This is a genomic window from Pseudaminobacter salicylatoxidans (assembly GCF_003148475.1).
Lineage (GTDB): Bacteria > Pseudomonadota > Alphaproteobacteria > Rhizobiales > Rhizobiaceae > Pseudaminobacter > Pseudaminobacter salicylatoxidans.
Window position 1 is genome coordinate 347,194 of record NZ_QGGG01000002.1, and the last position, 14,680, is coordinate 361,873.

Consider the following 14,680-nt stretch of genomic DNA (forward strand, 5'->3'; position numbering starts at 1 on the left):
GGTTGAACCGGAGGCGGTTGTGGCTGAAATTTCAAGCGACCTGCTCTACGAGGCGCTGAAGAAAATTCAATCCCGCCTCGACGGACTTGAGCACGGTGTCCGCGAAGTCAAGCACGAGCTGATAGCCATTCGCGGCCACATGCTTTCAATGCAGAGCGACGTTCACAACATTTACACGAAGCTCGACAGGCATGACGAAAGCCTCGACCGCATAGAGCGCCACCTCGAACTGCGCGAACTTGCCGAAACGCAAAGGCCCTACGAACCAAAATGAAATCTGCTGTCGTCGTCCTCCCCGGCCTCAACCGCGATCGCGACATGATCGCGGCGCTGACCAAGATTTCGGGCAAAGCGCCCGTCACCATCTGGCAGACCGACACCGAGATCCCCGATGTCGACCTGATCGTCATCCCCGGCGGCTTTTCCTATGGCGATTATCTGCGCTGCGGCGCCATTGCCGCCCGCATGCCTGTGATGCGCGCGGTGGCTGAAAAGGCCGCAAAGGGCGTTTCGGTCATCGGCGTCTGCAACGGTTTCCAGATCCTGGTCGAAGCCGGCCTGCTGCCCGGCGCGCTGATGCGCAACAGTTCACTGAAATTCGTCTGCCGCGAAGTAAAGCTGCAGGTTGCCAACGCCAACACGGCGTTCACACACCGCTATCAGCCGGGGCAGATCATCCGCTGCCCGGTCGCGCACCATGACGGCAACTATTTCGCCGACGCCGGGACGCTGGCGCGCATCGAGGGCGAGGGCCAGGTCGTGTTCCGCTATGCCGAAGGCACCAATCCCAACGGGTCGATCAACGACATCGCCGGCATCGTCAACGCCAGGGGCAATGTGCTGGGCCTGATGCCGCATCCCGAAAACCTGATCGAGCCGGCGCATGGCGGCACCGATGGGCGCGGGCTGTTCGAAAGCGTGCTCGGCAGCGCCCAACGGGAACTGGTCGACGCCTGACCTGATCCAGCCACCAACTCGACAGACCGCAATCCTTGATCCGAAAGGCGAAACGCGCGGCATGAAGAAGCTTTGCAAGGTTACAGCGGCAATCTCCTGCCTTCTTGCGCTGGCTGCCTGCCAGGCGGGGTCGAAATCGTCGGAAGGGGGCGGCGGCTCGGGCAAGAGCGCGGCGTTGCGGGCCATGGAACCGGTGGCGATCGCCGCGCACAAATGCTGGTTCGCCAGCAAGGATCCGGCCTTCAAATCCTATCGCATGGCAAACGAGCTGAACGCTTTCGGCGGCACCCCCCGTTTCCTGCTGGTGCCGGTCCGCGATTATGGCGGCCTGCCGCTGCTGGTCGTGCAGGCGCGCGGCTCCAGCCGCATCGAGCATTTCGGTCCGCTGACGTCGCAGCCTCTGGGCGCGCGCATCGAGGCCGATCTGGCGCGCTGGGCAAGCGGCAACGGCTCCTGTTTTGCGACCGCCTGACGATACACGGGACGCAGGTTGCCCCGAACCAAACCCTGCAACCCAATCTGAATCCCGCTTTTGAACTGACCGGAAAAGGCCCGATCCCATGACCATTTCCAACACCGTGAAGATCACGGACGAGTTGATCGCATCGCACGGGCTCAAGCCCGACGAATACCAGCGCATCCTCGAGCTTGTCGGGCGCGAGCCGACCTTCACCGAGCTCGGCATTTTCTCGGCCATGTGGAACGAGCACTGCTCGTACAAATCCTCGAAGAAATGGCTGCGCACCCTGCCGACCAAGGGCGACGTGGTCATCCAGGGTCCGGGTGAGAACGCCGGCGTGGTCGACATCGGTGACGGCGATTGCGTGGTCTTCAAGATGGAGAGCCACAACCACCCCTCCTATATCGAGCCCTATCAGGGCGCCGCAACCGGCGTCGGCGGCATATTGCGCGACGTCTTTACGATGGGCGCCCGCCCTGTGGCTGCCATGAACGCGCTGCGCTTCGGCGCGCCTGACCATCCCAAGACCAGACACCTCGTGGCCGGCGTCGTCGCCGGCGTCGGCGGCTACGGTAACTCCTTCGGCGTGCCGACCGTCGGCGGCGAGGTCAATTTCGACGCCCGCTACAACGGCAACATTCTGGTCAATGCCTTTGCCGCCGGCCTTGCAAAGACCGACGGCATCTTCCTTTCCAAGGCCGAAGGCGTCGGCCTGCCGGTCGTTTATCTCGGCGCCAAGACCGGTCGCGACGGCGTCGGCGGCGCCACCATGGCGTCTGCCGAATTCGGCGACGACATCGAGGAAAAGCGCCCCACCGTGCAGGTGGGCGACCCCTTCACCGAAAAGTGCCTTCTGGAAGCCTGTCTTGAACTGATGGCCTCCGGTGCTGTCATCGCCATCCAGGACATGGGCGCGGCCGGCCTCACCTGCTCGGCCGTCGAAATGGGCGCCAAGGGCGATCTCGGCATCGAACTCGATCTCGATCAGGTGCCGGTGCGCGAAGAGCGCATGACCGCCTATGAGATGATGCTCTCCGAGAGCCAGGAGCGCATGCTGATGGTATTGCGCCCCGAAAAGGAGCAAGAGGCCGAGGCGATCTTCCGCAAATGGGGGCTCGACTTCGCCATCGTCGGCAAGACAACCGACGACCTGCGCTTCCGCGTGCTGCATCAGGGCGAGGAAGTCGCCAACCTGCCGATCAAGGAACTCGGTGATGAGGCGCCCGAATATGACCGCCCGTGGGTCGAGCCGGGCAAGCCCGAGCCGCTGGCAAAGGACGATATTCCCGACGCCGACGTGGCCGATGCGCTCCTGAAGCTCCTCGACAGCCCCAATCTTTCCAGCCGCCGCTGGGTCTGGGAACAGTACGACACGCTGATTCAGGGCAACTCGCTGCAGATTCCGGGCGGCGATGCCGGCGTGGTGCGCGTGGAAGGTCATGCCACCAAGGCCCTCGCCTTCTCATCAGACGTGACGCCCCGCTATTGCGAGGCCGATCCGTATGAGGGCGGCAAGCAGGCCGTGGCCGAGTGCTGGCGCAACCTGACCGCGACCGGCGCCGAGCCGCTCGCCGCCACCGACAACCTGAACTTCGGCAATCCCGAGCGCCCTGAAATCATGGGGCAGTTCGTCAAGGCCGTCACCGGCATCGGCGATGCCTGCCGCGCGCTCGGCTTCCCGATCGTCTCCGGCAACGTCTCGCTCTACAACGAGACCAACGGTCAGGGCATCCTGCCCACGCCCACCATCGGCGGCGTCGGCCTTATCCGCGACTGGTCGAAAATGGCGCGCATCGGCTTTGCGGCGCAAGGCGAAGCGATCCTGCTCGTCGGCGCGCCGGCATCCTGGGGCACGCATCTGGCGCAGTCGGTCTATATGCGCGACCTCCACGGCCGCACCGATGGTCCGCCGCCGCCGGTCGATCTGGAACATGAGAAGAAAGTAGGCGATTTCGTCCGCGCGCTGGTTGCCGACGGCATCGCGACCGCCGTGCATGACCTTTCCGATGGCGGCCTGGCTGTCGGCCTTGCAGAAATGGCGATGGCGTCCGGCATCGGCGCAACCGTCAATCAATTGAAGGACTTGTCTCCCATTCCTGCCTTCTTCGGTGAAGATCAGGGGCGCTATCTGGTGACGATCCCGCGCGACCGCGTCGACTGGTTCTTCGAGGAGCGCAACAAGGATACGGGTATCTTCGCCCCCTGGATCGGCACCACCGGCGGCACCGAATTGAAACTCGGCGAAGCCCGTGCGATACCTGTGTCAGAAATGACCGACGCCCATGAATCGTGGTTCCCGCGCTTCATGGACAGCTAACAGGAAAATCTCATGGCAATGGACGCACACGACATCGAAAGGCTGATCAAGGAAGGCATCCCCGATGCCAAGGTGACCATTCGTGACCTTGCCGGAGATGGCGACCACTATGCCGCCGAGGTCGTCGCCGAAAGCTTTCGCGGCAAGAGCCGCGTCCAGCAGCATCAGATGGTCTATGACGCGTTGAAGGGCAATATGGGCGGCGTTCTGCACGCCCTTGCCCTCCAGACCAGCGCGCCGGACTGAAACCTTTCGCGGCCGGACGGCATCGATCCGGCCGCGATCCACTATTCCTTTTCAAACACCGCAAGGATCGGCCCGACCGGATGGGCTCCGCCCACGATCATCTCCCTGCCGTTCGACATTGCGGAAATGGCCCCGTCGAAATAGAGCGCGTTCGGACAGGCCAGCGCATCGCGAAACAGGCGGCCGAAGCTTCCGAAACTTACAGGCTTGCGCGAAATCGCCAGCATCAGCGTATGCGGATCACGAATGCCGATGCCGTTGCGGATGTAGCGGGAAGATCCGTTTTCCTCAAAACGCTTGTGCAGTTCCCCATCGATCACCAGCATGGGGCCTGATTGCGTCGCAAACGCCACCGTGGGTGAGGCCACCGCATAGACCGACGATTCGATAATCGCGACCGTTCCTGCCTTCGCGATGCTGAACACCCCGTTTGGCTTCATGAAGAAATTGCCCTTTCCATCCGCCAGAGTGATCGGGCTCACCTGAACGCCCTGCTCCACCAGCAGGCCAACGGGGGACAAATCTTCGTGATACATGCCCGCGTTCATCGACAGGAGCGGCCGACGGCCCTGCCCCACCATTGCGGCGTCGAAGGCTTTGAGCGAGCCGAAAGCCTTGCTGCCCCCATCGGCGTGAAACAATTCCAGCGCATATTCGCGTGTATCGATCTCGCAGATGACATAGCCCACACCTTCGAAATCCTGATCCCGGCAGAACTGCGGAAGGGTCGCGGCGGCGCGCTGCGGCTTCGGCTCGGGCCGTGGTTTCAGCCACCAGATGGCCGCGAAAGCCGCAGCACCCAGCGCGAGGATGAAGACCCCCAAAGCCACTCCCCGTTTCACGATCAAATGCACGGCAATCCCTTTTCAGCCTTGTTCATCGCACGCGAAGGGACCCTTTTATCAGGTCTCCTGCCACGCTTCGTCAGGGGCGACCTTGTGTCCCCCGGCTATTGGGGTTATTTGATGGATCAACTATTACAGCCCTGCGCATGCGGGGGATGAAAGGCAAATCTGATGAGCGGTATCAAGGATTTCATCGACAACGAGGTCAAGAACAACGACGTCGTTCTGTTCATGAAGGGCACGCCCGGCTTTCCGCAATGCGGTTTCTCCGGCCAGGTCGTCCAGATTCTGGATTATGTGGGTGTCGATTACAAAGGCATCGACGTGCTGACCTCGATGGAACTGCGTCAGGGCATCAAGGATTACTCCAACTGGCCGACCATTCCGCAGCTCTATGTCAAGGGCGAGTTCGTCGGCGGCTGCGATATCATACGTGAAATGTTCCAGGCCGGCGAATTGCAGGCCCTTTTCGAAGGCAAGGGCGTGGCCACTCGGGCCGCCTGACCGACCGCTGCTTATAGTCCGTTCCGGCATCGCTCGGGACTTTTGAAAGGCGCCGGCCGTTCCGGCGCCTTTATTGCCGTTTCGAGGGAAAAAAAGCATGGACGCATCGACCACAGTGCACGAACCGCGCCTGCAGGGCATGGGAAAGGTCGAATTCATCGCCATGATGGCGACGCTGATGGCATTGAATGCGCTTGCCATCGACATGATGCTGCCCGGCCTGCAGGAAATCGGCGCCAGCCTCGGTGTCGAAAATGAGAACCATCGGCAGTATGTGATTTCCGCCTATCTGCTGGGCTTTGCCTTTGCCCAGCTCGCCTACGGCCCGCTCGCGGACCGTTTCGGCCGCCGTCCGCCATTGCTTCTGGGCATGGCAATCTATGTGCTGGCGGCGGGTGCGGCGATGTTCGTGCCCACATTCGGCACGTTGCTGGCACTGCGCTTCGTACACGGCATCGGCTCGGCCGCCACGCGCGTCATCACGGTGTCGATCATCCGCGACGTGTTCGGCGGCCGCAAAATGGCGGAGGTGATGTCGCTGGTGATGATGGTGTTCATGATCGTCCCGGTGGTTGCCCCCGGCGTCGGACAGGTCGTCATGATCTTCGGCGAATGGCATCTGATCTTCGGCTTCATGGCCGCAATCGCCATACTCGCGTCGCTCTGGATCTGGTTTCGCCTGCCCGAAACGCTCGATTCCGCGGATGTGCGCCCGTTCACGCCCGCGGTCATCATCCGCGGATTCGGCATCGTGCTGAGCAATCGCGTGGCCTTCTGCTATACGCTCGCCGCCTCTATCGTGTTCGGATCGCTGTTCGGCTTCATCAACTCCGCCCAGCAGATCTATGTCGGCATCTATGGCCTCGGCGCGATGTTCCCTGTCGTGTTCGCGGGCGTTGCCATGTTCATGGCGCTGTCGTCCTTCCTGAACTCGCGTCTCGTCGGCCGCTTCGGCATGCGCCGGCTGTCGCATGGCGCGCTCATCGGCTTCATCCTGGTGAGCTTCGTCTGGTTCGTGCTGTCGCTGATGCTCGGCTATCTGCCGCTGTCTCTCTATCTGCTGCTGTTCACGCTCGCCATGTTCCAGTTCGGCCTCATCGGCTCGAACTTCAACGCGCTCGCCATGGAGCCGCTCGGCCATGTGGCCGGCACCGCCTCCTCCGTGCTCGGCTTCATGGGAACGGCTGGCGGCGGCCTCATCGGCGCGCTGATCGGTCAGGCCTTCGACGGCACCACGACGCCGCTCGCCGCCGGCTATTTCATGGTGTCGGTGGTCGGGCTGGTCTTCGTGCTGATCGCGGAGAAGGGGCGGCTGTTCCAGCCGCATCACAAACCGGTATGAGAAAAGCGGGCGGCCAATGGCCGCCCGTTCCTTATGAGGCCAGAAGGCCCGCGAAATCGAACAGGTTGCGATCCAGCAAATGGCTCGGCCGCACATTGGTCAGCGCGCGGATCATCGTATCCTTGCGGCCGGGCATGCGCCGCTCGATGTCGTCGAGCATGGTTTTCATGGCATTGCGCTGAAGGCCTTCCTGGCTGCCGCAGAGATCGCAGGGAATGATGGGGAAGCGCATTGCATCGGCGAATTTCACCATGTCGGATTCCGCGCAATAGCTCAGCGGACGCAGCACCAGCATATCGCCCTCGTCATTGAGCAGCTTGGGCGGCATGGCGGCAAGCCGGCCGCCATGGAACAGGTTCATGAAGAAGGTTTCCAGAATGTCCTCGCGGTGGTGGCCGAGCACCAGCGCCGAGCACCCCTCCTCGCGGGCGATGCGATAGAGATGGCCGCGCCGCAGACGCGAGCAGAGCGAGCAATAGGTCTTGCCCTCGTCGATCTTGTCGGTGACGATCGAATAGGTGTCCTGATACTCGATGCGGTGCGCAATGCCGTTGCGGTTCAGGAAATCCGGCAGAATGTGCTTGGGAAAATTCGGCTGACCCTGATCGAGATTGCAGGCCAGCAGGTCCACCGGCAGGAAACCGCGCCATTTGAGGTCGAGCAGCAGCGCCAGCAGGCCGTAGGAATCCTTGCCGCCCGAGAGCGCCACCAGCCAGCGTTCGCCTGGCTTCACCATGGAAAAGTCATCCAGCGCCTGCCGCGTCTGGCGCAGCAGCCGCTTGCGCAGCTTGTTGAACTCCACGCCCGGCGGCGTATCGCGAAACATCGGATGGCAGGCATCGCCTTCCAGATCGGCGATCGTTTCCGGCATCATGTTCATGGCGCGTATTCCTGCTTCGGTTTCTTCGCCCGAATTAAAACAACACCGAACGCAGGGCAACGGGCAAAGAAAAAGGCCGCCTCGAAGGCGGCCTTTTCCGAAATGATGCTCGCGGACAGATTAGCGCGAGTAGAATTCGACGACCAGGTTCGGTTCCATCTGAACGGCGAACGGCACGTCGGCCAGCGCCGGAACGCGCTGGAAGGTGGCGACCATCTTGTTGTGGTCGACTTCGATGTAGTCTGGCACATCGCGCTCGGCCAGGCCAACGGCTTCCAGAACCATTACCATCTGCTTCGACTTCTCGCGCACCTCGATCACGTCGCCGACCTTGCAGCGATACGAGCCGATGTTGACGCGGCGGCCGTTGACGTTGACGTGGCCGTGGTTGACGAACTGACGGGCAGCGAAGATCGTCGGCACGAACTTGGCACGGTAGACGATGGCGTCCAGGCGCGACTCGAGCAGGCCGATCAGGTTGTCCGGGGTGTCGCCCTTGCGGCGCGCAGCCTCGTCATAGGTCTTGCGGAACTGCTTTTCCGAAATATCGCCGTAGTGGCCCTTCAGCTTCTGCTTGGCGCGCAGCTGCAGACCGAAGTCCGAAAGCTTGCCCTTGCGGCGCTGGCCATGCTGGCCGGGACCGTATTCGCGCTTGTTGACCGGGGACTTCGGACGGCCCCAGATGTTTTCGCCAAGACGGCGGTCGATCTTGTATTTTGCGGATTCGCGCTTGCTCATCGCATTCCCTTTCAAACAAATATGCCCGGAGCCTCGTGCTACGAGCGAAGGAAACGCGCCCTCCTCTGGCCTCCTTTTTCGAGACCTGACAGGATTTCCCGCGCAAAGCTGGCGGAAAAACCCACGGGACACGTAAAGCCACACATCTCTGCGCGGCTGCCGGGTGGATAAGCGGCCAAAGCTGGAAAGTCAACGTCTTTTTGGTCGTTTCCGGCCTCGGCGGCGTTCGTCACCGGCAATAAGGCGGCGGATTGCGCGCTCAGTGCTTGGTCTTGTGTTCGGGCAGGCCCTTGCGCCTGGTTTCGGCGAACTCCTCGAGCTGCTTTTCGCTCATCGACTCATACATTTCCTTCGATGCGCCCTTCAGCTCGCTGACCTTGATCTCGCCACGCTTGGCGGCAAGGGCAGCGCCTGCGGCCATCTGCTGGGCTTTCGATGTAGCGGGCATGGTTTTTCTCCTTCATCCGCGTGTAGGGGAAAACCCGCAGCCTGCCGGCTTGTTCCGGTAAAACCGCTTTCAAGCGACCGTCAGCCCAAAACCCTGCATCAGTCGCCGGGTCAGGAAATCGGCGCCGCCAGAGGTGAAGATCGCCACATCCGCCTCATGCCCGGGCTCGGCCACGCATGCCGCCGGAACAAGCGACAGCGCCCGCCGCGCAATGGCTTCGGCCGGGTCCAGCCAGTCCACCGGCCAGGGCGCCAGCCGGCGGAACACATTGGCAAGGAAGGGGTAGTGCGTGCAGGCCAGCACCACAATGTCGGTGCGTTTTCCTTCCTGCTCGATGAAGCAGGGTGAGATTTCGGCCAGCACCGCCTCGTCGTCCAGCGGCCTGCCGCGAATATAGGCTTCGGCCATGCGCGCGAGGTTCTGGCTGCCGACGAGGCGGACATGGCATTCATTGGCGAAGGACTGGATGAGATCGCGCGTATAGGCGCGCTTGACCGTGCCGGGCGTTGCCAGCACCGACACCAGCCCCGAGCGCGTGCGCTCGGCCGCAGGCTTGATCGCCGGCACGGTGCCGACGAAGGGCGTATCGGGAAAGGCCGCGCGCAGATCGGAGAGCACCAGTGTCGAGGCCGTATTGCAGGGAATAACCGCAATCTGCGGTCGGTGCTCTTCGAGCAGCCGGGCAAACAGTTCGACGATGCGCACCCGCAGCGCCTCTTCCTCCCAATCGCCATAGGGAAAGCCGGCATCGTCGGCCACATAGACGAAACGGCGGTCGGGCATCAGCACACGCGCCTCGCGCAGCACGGTGAGCCCGCCAATGCCGGAATCGAACATCAGCACCGGCCGGTCGGTCATCTCGTCAGCGCCCCTCGCCTGTCACGTGTCGTCTGCGTCCCCATGCGTATCACGATCTGCTTTCGCTTTCCTTTCCGGGTAGCCGGCGCCGCGCGGCGTCTTGGGCGAGAAATAATCGAGCGAGGAAATGACGCCCCGCAACAGCTTGATCTCCTCCTGCGTGAAGGCAGGCCGGGTCAGCACAGCGCGCAGATTGTCGAGCATCTTCGGCTTTTTCGCGGCCGGGCGGAAATAGCCGCGCGCATCGAGCGCGGCTTCCAGATGGCCGATCATGCCGTTCAGGTGCTCCTTGCTAGCGGGCATCAGCTCTGGCCCGGCAAAAGGCGTCTGCTCGGCCTCGAAGCCCGTTTTCATCCACTCATAGGACATCAGCAGTACGGCCTGCGCGATATTGAGCGAGGCAAAGGCCGGATTGACCGGGAAGGTCACGATCTCGTCGGCGAGCGCGACCTCCTCGTTCGAGAGGCCAAAGCGCTCGCGCCCGAACAATATGCCGGTGCGCTCGCCCGCAGCATGACGCGCGCGCAGCGTCCGGTTCGCCGCCTCCGGGCCGCGCACCGGCTTGAAGCCGTCGCGCTCGCGCGCCGTGGTCGCGTAGAGGAAGTTGAGGTCGGCCACCGCGTCTTCCAGCGTGTCGAACACCACCACGCCATCGATGACGTGGTCGGCCTTGCTGGCGGCGGCTCGCGCCTTCTCGCTCGGCCAGCCGTCGCGCGGATTGACCAGGCGCAATTCCGAAAGTCCGAAATTGGCCATGGCGCGCGCCACCATGCCGATATTTTCGCCGAGCTGGGGCTCGACCAGTATGATCGCCGGTCCTTCGGCGATCAGTTGCTTCTCGCGATCCGTGCCTGCCATTTTTCCTGTCTGAGCTGGTTGAAGGCGCCCTGTCTGGCACAAGTCGCAGCGAAACGAAACTGCCCGTTCGCCTGCTGCGTTGGTAGCGTTTGCGCCGCACACACCGCTTTGCTATAGGGGCGCTGGCTCCCTTTGCAAAACCTTTGGAACAATTACGTTCCGCTCTCAGAACGAGGCATTTCCATGACAAAAATCAAGGTGGACAATCCTGTCGTCGAACTCGACGGCGACGAGATGACCCGCATCATCTGGCAGTTCATCAAGGAAAAGCTGATCCACCCCTACCTGGATATCGACCTGAAATACTATGACCTCAGCGTCGAGAACCGCGATGCCACCGACGACCAGGTCACGATCGACGCAGCCAACGCGATCAAGCAGTATGGCGTCGGCGTCAAATGTGCCACCATCACCCCCGATGAGGGCCGCGTCGAGGAATTCGGCCTCAAGAAGATGTGGAAATCGCCCAACGGCACCATCCGCAACATTCTGGGCGGCGTGATCTTCCGCGAACCCATCATCTGCAAGAACGTGCCGCGTCTGGTGCCGGGCTGGACCAAGCCCATCATCGTCGGCCGTCATGCCTTCGGCGACCAGTACCGCGCCACCGATTTCAAGTTCCCCGGCAAGGGCAAGCTGACCATCAGGTTCGTCGGCGAGGACGGCCAGGTGATCGAACACGAAGTGTTCGACGCGCCGGGTTCGGGCGTGGCCATGGCCATGTACAATCTCGACGATTCGATCCGTGATTTCGCCCGCGCCTCGCTGAACTACGGCCTGCTGCGCGGCTATCCGGTCTACCTGTCGACCAAGAACACCATCCTGAAGGCCTATGACGGCCGCTTCAAGGATCTGTTCCAGGAAGTCTACGAGCAGGAGTTCGAGGCCCAGTTCAAGGAAAAGAAGATCTGGTACGAACACCGCCTGATCGACGACATGGTCGCCTCCAGCCTGAAGTGGTCGGGCGGCTATGTCTGGGCCTGCAAGAACTACGACGGCGACGTGCAGTCCGACACCGTTGCACAGGGTTTTGGCTCGCTCGGCCTGATGACCTCGGTGCTGATGACGCCGGATGGCAAGACCGTCGAGGCGGAGGCCGCGCACGGCACCGTTACCCGCCACTACCGCCAGCACCAGAAGGGCGAGGAAACCTCGACCAACTCCATCGCCTCGATCTTCGCCTGGACGCGTGGCCTCGCTCACCGCGCCAAGCTCGACAACAATGCCGAGCTGAAGAAGTTCGCCGACACGCTGGAGCATGTCTGCGTGCAGACCGTGGAAGCCGGCTTCATGACCAAGGACCTGTCGCTGCTGATCGGCCCTGACCAGCCCTGGCTCTCGACCACCGGTTTCCTCGACAAGATCGACGAGAACCTGCGCATCGCAATGTCCGCATAAGCGTGACAGCCTGAACGAAAAAAAGCCCCGGAGCGATCCGGGGCTTTTTTTATCCGCATTTACAAGGCTCGAAGCACCTGGCCCGGAGCCGAAGGATTGGCCGCGCCTACCGGAGCGCGGTCTTCACGGCATCGATTGCGGCCTGGGCCCTGGTCGCGTCGGGACCACCGGCCTGCGCCATGTCGGGCCGGCCGCCACCGCCCTGCCCGCCGAGCGCGGCGGAAGCGACGCGCACCAGATCGACGGCGCTGAAGCGCGGGGTGAGATCGTCGGTGACGCCGACGACCACGCTGGCCTTGCCGTCGTCGGCCGCGCCGACGAACACCACGATGCCCGAGCCGAGCGACTTCTTGCCCTCGTCGGCCAGCGGCTTGAGGTCCCTGGGCGACACGCCGGAAACCACGCGGCCCATGAAGCCGACGCCGGCCACCGTCTCGTTTCCGGCAGCAGCGCCATTGCCGGCCGAACCGCCGCCCAACGCCAGCTTCTTTCGGGCGTCGGTCAATTCGCGCTCGAGCTTGCGACGCTCCTCGACCAGCGCCTCGACGCGCGACAGCGCATCGGCCGGAGATACTTTGAGCGCGGACGCGATCGCCTTCAGGCGGCGGTCCTGCTCGTCGAGGTGACGGCGCGCTGCCTCGCCGGTCAGCGCCTCGATGCGGCGCACGCCCGACGCCACCGCGCCTTCCGACACCAGACGCACCAGGCCGATGTCGCCCGTGGCGCCGACATGGGTGCCGCCGCACAGTTCAGTCGAATAAGACTTGCCGGCCTTGTCGCCATGCAGGCCCGTGCCCATCGACACGACGCGCACCTCGTCGCCATATTTTTCGCCGAACAGCGCCATCGCGCCCTCGGCAATGGCATCGTCCACCGCCATCAGCCGGGTGACGACCGGGCTGTTCTGCGTCACGATCTCGTTGGCCATGGTCTCGACGCGCTCAAGTTCCTCGGCCGAAATCGGCTTGGGATGCGAGAAGTCGAAACGCAGGCGCTCCGGCGCAACAAGCGACCCCTTCTGCGCGACATGCGTACCCAGAACCTCGCGCAGCGCCTCATGGACGAGGTGCGTAGCCGAATGGTTGGAACGCAGCCTGGTCCGACGCTCATGGTCGACCTTCATTTCCACGGCCGCGCCGGTGTTGACGCTGCCCTTGACCACCTTGCCGGAGTGGACGAGCAGGCCGTCACCTTTTTTCTGCGTATCGGTGATCTCGATGGCAAAGTCCTCGCCGGTCATGGTGCCGGTATCGCCGACCTGGCCGCCGGACTCGCCATAGAACGGCGTCTGATTGACCACGATATCGACCATGTCGCCGGCCTGAACGGCGTCGATCTGCTCGCCCCCCTTGACCAGCGCGGCCACCACTCCTTCGGCCTGCTCGGTTTCGTAGCCGAGGAATTCGGTCGCGCCGACCTTGTCCTTGACTGAGAACCAGACCGCTTCGGTCGCCGCCTCACCCGAACCCGTCCAGTTGGCGCGCGCTTCAGCCTTCTGCCGCTCCATCGCCGCATTGAAGCCGTCGGTATCGACGGAAATACCACGCTGGCGCAGCGCATCCTGCGTCAGATCGAGCGGGAAGCCGTAGGTGTCATAGAGCTTGAAGGCGGTCTCGCCGTCGAGACGGTCGCCGGTGCCAAGCGTATCGGTCGCGTCCGACAGCAGGTTGAGGCCGCGCGCCAGCGTCTTGCGGAAACGGGTCTCCTCAAGCTTCAGCGTCTCGGTGATCAGCGGCTGGCCGCGCACCAGTTCGGGATAGGCCTGCCCCATCTCGCGCACCAGCGCCGGCACCAGCCGCCACATCAGCGGCTCCGACGCGCCGAGAAGCTGCGCATGGCGCATGGCGCGGCGCATGATACGGCGCAGCACATAGCCGCGGCCTTCGTTCGACGGCAGCACACCATCGGCGATCAGGAAGCTCGACGCGCGCAGATGGTCGGCAATCACGCGGTGGCTGGCGCGGTTCTTGCCCTCGGCCTTGACGCCGGTCGCCTCTTCCGAAGCGCGGATCAGCGCCTGGAACAGATCGATGTCGTAGTTGTCGTGCTTGCCCTGCAGCACGGCGGCGATGCGCTCCAACCCCATGCCGGTATCGATCGACGGGCGCGGCAGCGCGACGCGTTCGTCCTTCGTCAACTGCTCGAACTGCATGAAGACGAGGTTCCAGATCTCGATGAAGCGGTCGCCATCTTCGTCGGGGCTGCCGGGAGGGCCACCGGGGATGCCTTCACCATGGTCGTAGAAAATCTCCGAGCACGGCCCGCAGGGGCCGGTATCGCCCATCGCCCAGAAATTGTCGCTGGTGGCGATGCGGATGATCTTCTGATCGGGCAGGCCGGCGATCTTCTTCCAGAAACCGGCCGCCTCGTCATCGGTGTGATAGACGGTAACCAGCAGCTTTTCGCGATCGATACCGAATTCCCTGGTGATCAGGTTCCAGGCAAACTCTATGGCGTTCTCCTTGAAATAATCGCCGAAGGAGAAATTGCCGAGCATCTCGAAGAAGGTGTGGTGGCGCGCGGTGTAGCCGACATTATCAAGGTCGTTGTGCTTGCCCCCGGCGCGCACGCATTTCTGCGCGGTCGCGGCGCGCGAATAATTGCGCGTCTCGAGCCCGGTGAACACGTTCTTGAACTGCACCATGCCTGCATTGACGAACATGAGGGTCGGATCGTTGCGCGGCACGAGCGGGCTCGACGGCACCGCCTCATGGCCATTCTTGCGGAAATAGTCGAGAAAGGTCGACCGGATTTCGTTTACGCCGCTCATGTAACTGCCTTTGCGAGAAATTCCGCCATGCCGCAGGCGGAAAATGAACATGGCCTTTT

At 62.8% G+C, this 14,680-nt stretch carries 15 protein-coding genes; 8 read left to right on the forward strand and 7 right to left on the reverse strand.

The features are described from left to right. Nucleotides 1-19 precede the first annotated feature (19 nt). From C7441_RS04330 to C7441_RS04350, 5 genes are all read left to right on the forward strand, one after another. Nucleotides 20-274: a hypothetical protein gene (locus tag C7441_RS04330; RefSeq protein ID WP_109611835.1), complete on the forward strand. Its 255-nt coding sequence runs from the start codon at nt 20-22 to the stop codon at nt 272-274. Beyond that, on the forward strand, nt 271-957 hold the full coding sequence (gene purQ, locus C7441_RS04335; protein ID WP_019173305.1) for a phosphoribosylformylglycinamidine synthase subunit PurQ: 687 nt from the start codon (nt 271-273) through the stop codon (nt 955-957). The genes C7441_RS04330 and purQ overlap by 4 nt, the downstream gene beginning before the upstream one ends. 61 nt (nt 958-1,018) lie before the next feature. Beyond that, on the forward strand, nt 1,019-1,429 hold the full coding sequence (locus tag C7441_RS04340; protein ID WP_109611836.1) for a hypothetical protein: 411 nt from the start codon (nt 1,019-1,021) through the stop codon (nt 1,427-1,429). Nucleotides 1,430-1,517: 88 nt separating this feature from the next. Beyond that, on the forward strand, nt 1,518-3,734 hold the full coding sequence (gene purL, locus C7441_RS04345) for a phosphoribosylformylglycinamidine synthase subunit PurL (RefSeq protein ID WP_109611837.1): 2,217 nt from the start codon (nt 1,518-1,520) through the stop codon (nt 3,732-3,734). Nucleotides 3,735-3,746: 12 nt separating this feature from the next. Continuing rightward, on the forward strand, nt 3,747-3,980 hold the full coding sequence (locus C7441_RS04350; protein WP_019173089.1) for a BolA/IbaG family iron-sulfur metabolism protein: 234 nt from the start codon (nt 3,747-3,749) through the stop codon (nt 3,978-3,980). 41 nt (nt 3,981-4,021) lie between these two features. Here C7441_RS04350 and C7441_RS04355 read toward each other — a convergent pair whose 3' ends face one another. After that, complete coding sequence (locus C7441_RS04355; RefSeq protein WP_244916057.1) at nt 4,022-4,810, reverse strand: phosphodiester glycosidase family protein; 789 nt, start codon at nt 4,808-4,810, stop codon at nt 4,022-4,024. Between the two features lie 186 nt (nt 4,811-4,996). On the opposite strand from C7441_RS04355, the gene grxD reads away from it, so the two are divergent. After that, entirely contained in the window at nt 4,997-5,329 is a 333-nt protein-coding gene (gene grxD, locus C7441_RS04360; RefSeq protein ID WP_019173091.1) for a Grx4 family monothiol glutaredoxin, read from the forward strand. A gap of 139 nt (nt 5,330-5,468) precedes the next feature. After that, on the forward strand, nt 5,469-6,671 hold the full coding sequence (locus tag C7441_RS04365; protein ID WP_109611929.1) for a multidrug effflux MFS transporter: 1,203 nt from the start codon (nt 5,469-5,471) through the stop codon (nt 6,669-6,671). A 31-nt stretch (nt 6,672-6,702) separates the two neighbouring features. On the opposite strand, the gene ttcA is transcribed toward C7441_RS04365, so the two are convergent. The 5 genes from ttcA to C7441_RS04390 form a co-directional block, all read right to left on the reverse strand. Continuing rightward, a complete protein-coding gene (ttcA, locus tag C7441_RS04370) occupies nt 6,703-7,551 on the reverse strand; it encodes a tRNA 2-thiocytidine(32) synthetase TtcA (protein WP_109611839.1) in 849 nt (282 codons plus the stop codon). Between the two features lie 120 nt (nt 7,552-7,671). Further along, nucleotides 7,672-8,289 (reverse strand): 30S ribosomal protein S4, encoded by a 618-nt coding sequence (gene rpsD / locus C7441_RS04375; RefSeq protein WP_019173093.1) that lies wholly within the window; start codon nt 8,287-8,289, stop codon nt 7,672-7,674. A gap of 259 nt (nt 8,290-8,548) precedes the next feature. Beyond that, on the reverse strand, nt 8,549-8,737 hold the full coding sequence (locus C7441_RS04380) for a DUF3008 family protein (RefSeq protein ID WP_026060582.1): 189 nt from the start codon (nt 8,735-8,737) through the stop codon (nt 8,549-8,551). A gap of 69 nt (nt 8,738-8,806) precedes the next feature. Further along, the gene (murI, locus tag C7441_RS04385; protein ID WP_109611840.1) at nt 8,807-9,595 is read right to left on the reverse strand and encodes a glutamate racemase; all 789 of its coding nucleotides are present in this window, start codon (nt 9,593-9,595) and stop codon (nt 8,807-8,809) included. A gap of 21 nt (nt 9,596-9,616) precedes the next feature. Then, nucleotides 9,617-10,453, reverse strand: coding sequence for an RNA methyltransferase (locus tag C7441_RS04390; RefSeq protein ID WP_109611841.1), 837 nt, complete (start codon nt 10,451-10,453; stop codon nt 9,617-9,619). 183 nt (nt 10,454-10,636) lie between these two features. Here C7441_RS04390 and C7441_RS04395 point away from each other — a divergent pair, with 183 nt between their 5' ends. Then, nucleotides 10,637-11,851 (forward strand): NADP-dependent isocitrate dehydrogenase, encoded by a 1,215-nt coding sequence (locus C7441_RS04395; RefSeq protein WP_109611842.1) that lies wholly within the window; start codon nt 10,637-10,639, stop codon nt 11,849-11,851. A gap of 106 nt (nt 11,852-11,957) precedes the next feature. Here C7441_RS04395 and alaS read toward each other — a convergent pair whose 3' ends face one another. Next, nucleotides 11,958-14,621, reverse strand: a complete 2,664-nt coding sequence (alaS, locus tag C7441_RS04400; RefSeq protein WP_109611930.1) for an alanine--tRNA ligase — start codon at nt 14,619-14,621, stop codon at nt 11,958-11,960. Between the last annotated feature and the right edge of the window lie 59 nt (nt 14,622-14,680).

Excerpts from the sequence above, each read along its gene's own strand:
- purL (WP_109611837.1), top strand. The coding sequence starts at position 1,518 with ATGACCATTTCCAACACCGTGAAGATCACGGACGAGTTGATCGCATCG.
- purQ (WP_019173305.1), top strand. The coding sequence starts at position 271 with ATGAAATCTGCTGTCGTCGTCCTCCCCGGCCTCAACCGCGATCGCGAC.
- rpsD (WP_019173093.1), bottom strand. The coding sequence starts at position 8,289 with ATGAGCAAGCGCGAATCCGCAAAATACAAGATCGACCGCCGTCTTGGC.
- C7441_RS04380 (WP_026060582.1), bottom strand. The coding sequence starts at position 8,737 with ATGCCCGCTACATCGAAAGCCCAGCAGATGGCCGCAGGCGCTGCCCTT.
- C7441_RS04390 (WP_109611841.1), bottom strand. The coding sequence starts at position 10,453 with ATGGCAGGCACGGATCGCGAGAAGCAACTGATCGCCGAAGGACCGGCG.
- grxD (WP_019173091.1), top strand. The coding sequence starts at position 4,997 with ATGAGCGGTATCAAGGATTTCATCGACAACGAGGTCAAGAACAACGAC.
- ttcA (WP_109611839.1), bottom strand. The coding sequence starts at position 7,551 with ATGAACATGATGCCGGAAACGATCGCCGATCTGGAAGGCGATGCCTGC.
- alaS (WP_109611930.1), bottom strand. The coding sequence starts at position 14,621 with ATGAGCGGCGTAAACGAAATCCGGTCGACCTTTCTCGACTATTTCCGC.
- C7441_RS04350 (WP_019173089.1), top strand. The coding sequence starts at position 3,747 with ATGGCAATGGACGCACACGACATCGAAAGGCTGATCAAGGAAGGCATC.
- C7441_RS04340 (WP_109611836.1), top strand. The coding sequence starts at position 1,019 with ATGAAGAAGCTTTGCAAGGTTACAGCGGCAATCTCCTGCCTTCTTGCG.
- murI (WP_109611840.1), bottom strand. The coding sequence starts at position 9,595 with ATGACCGACCGGCCGGTGCTGATGTTCGATTCCGGCATTGGCGGGCTC.
- C7441_RS04365 (WP_109611929.1), top strand. The coding sequence starts at position 5,469 with ATGGGAAAGGTCGAATTCATCGCCATGATGGCGACGCTGATGGCATTG.
- C7441_RS04395 (WP_109611842.1), top strand. The coding sequence starts at position 10,637 with ATGACAAAAATCAAGGTGGACAATCCTGTCGTCGAACTCGACGGCGAC.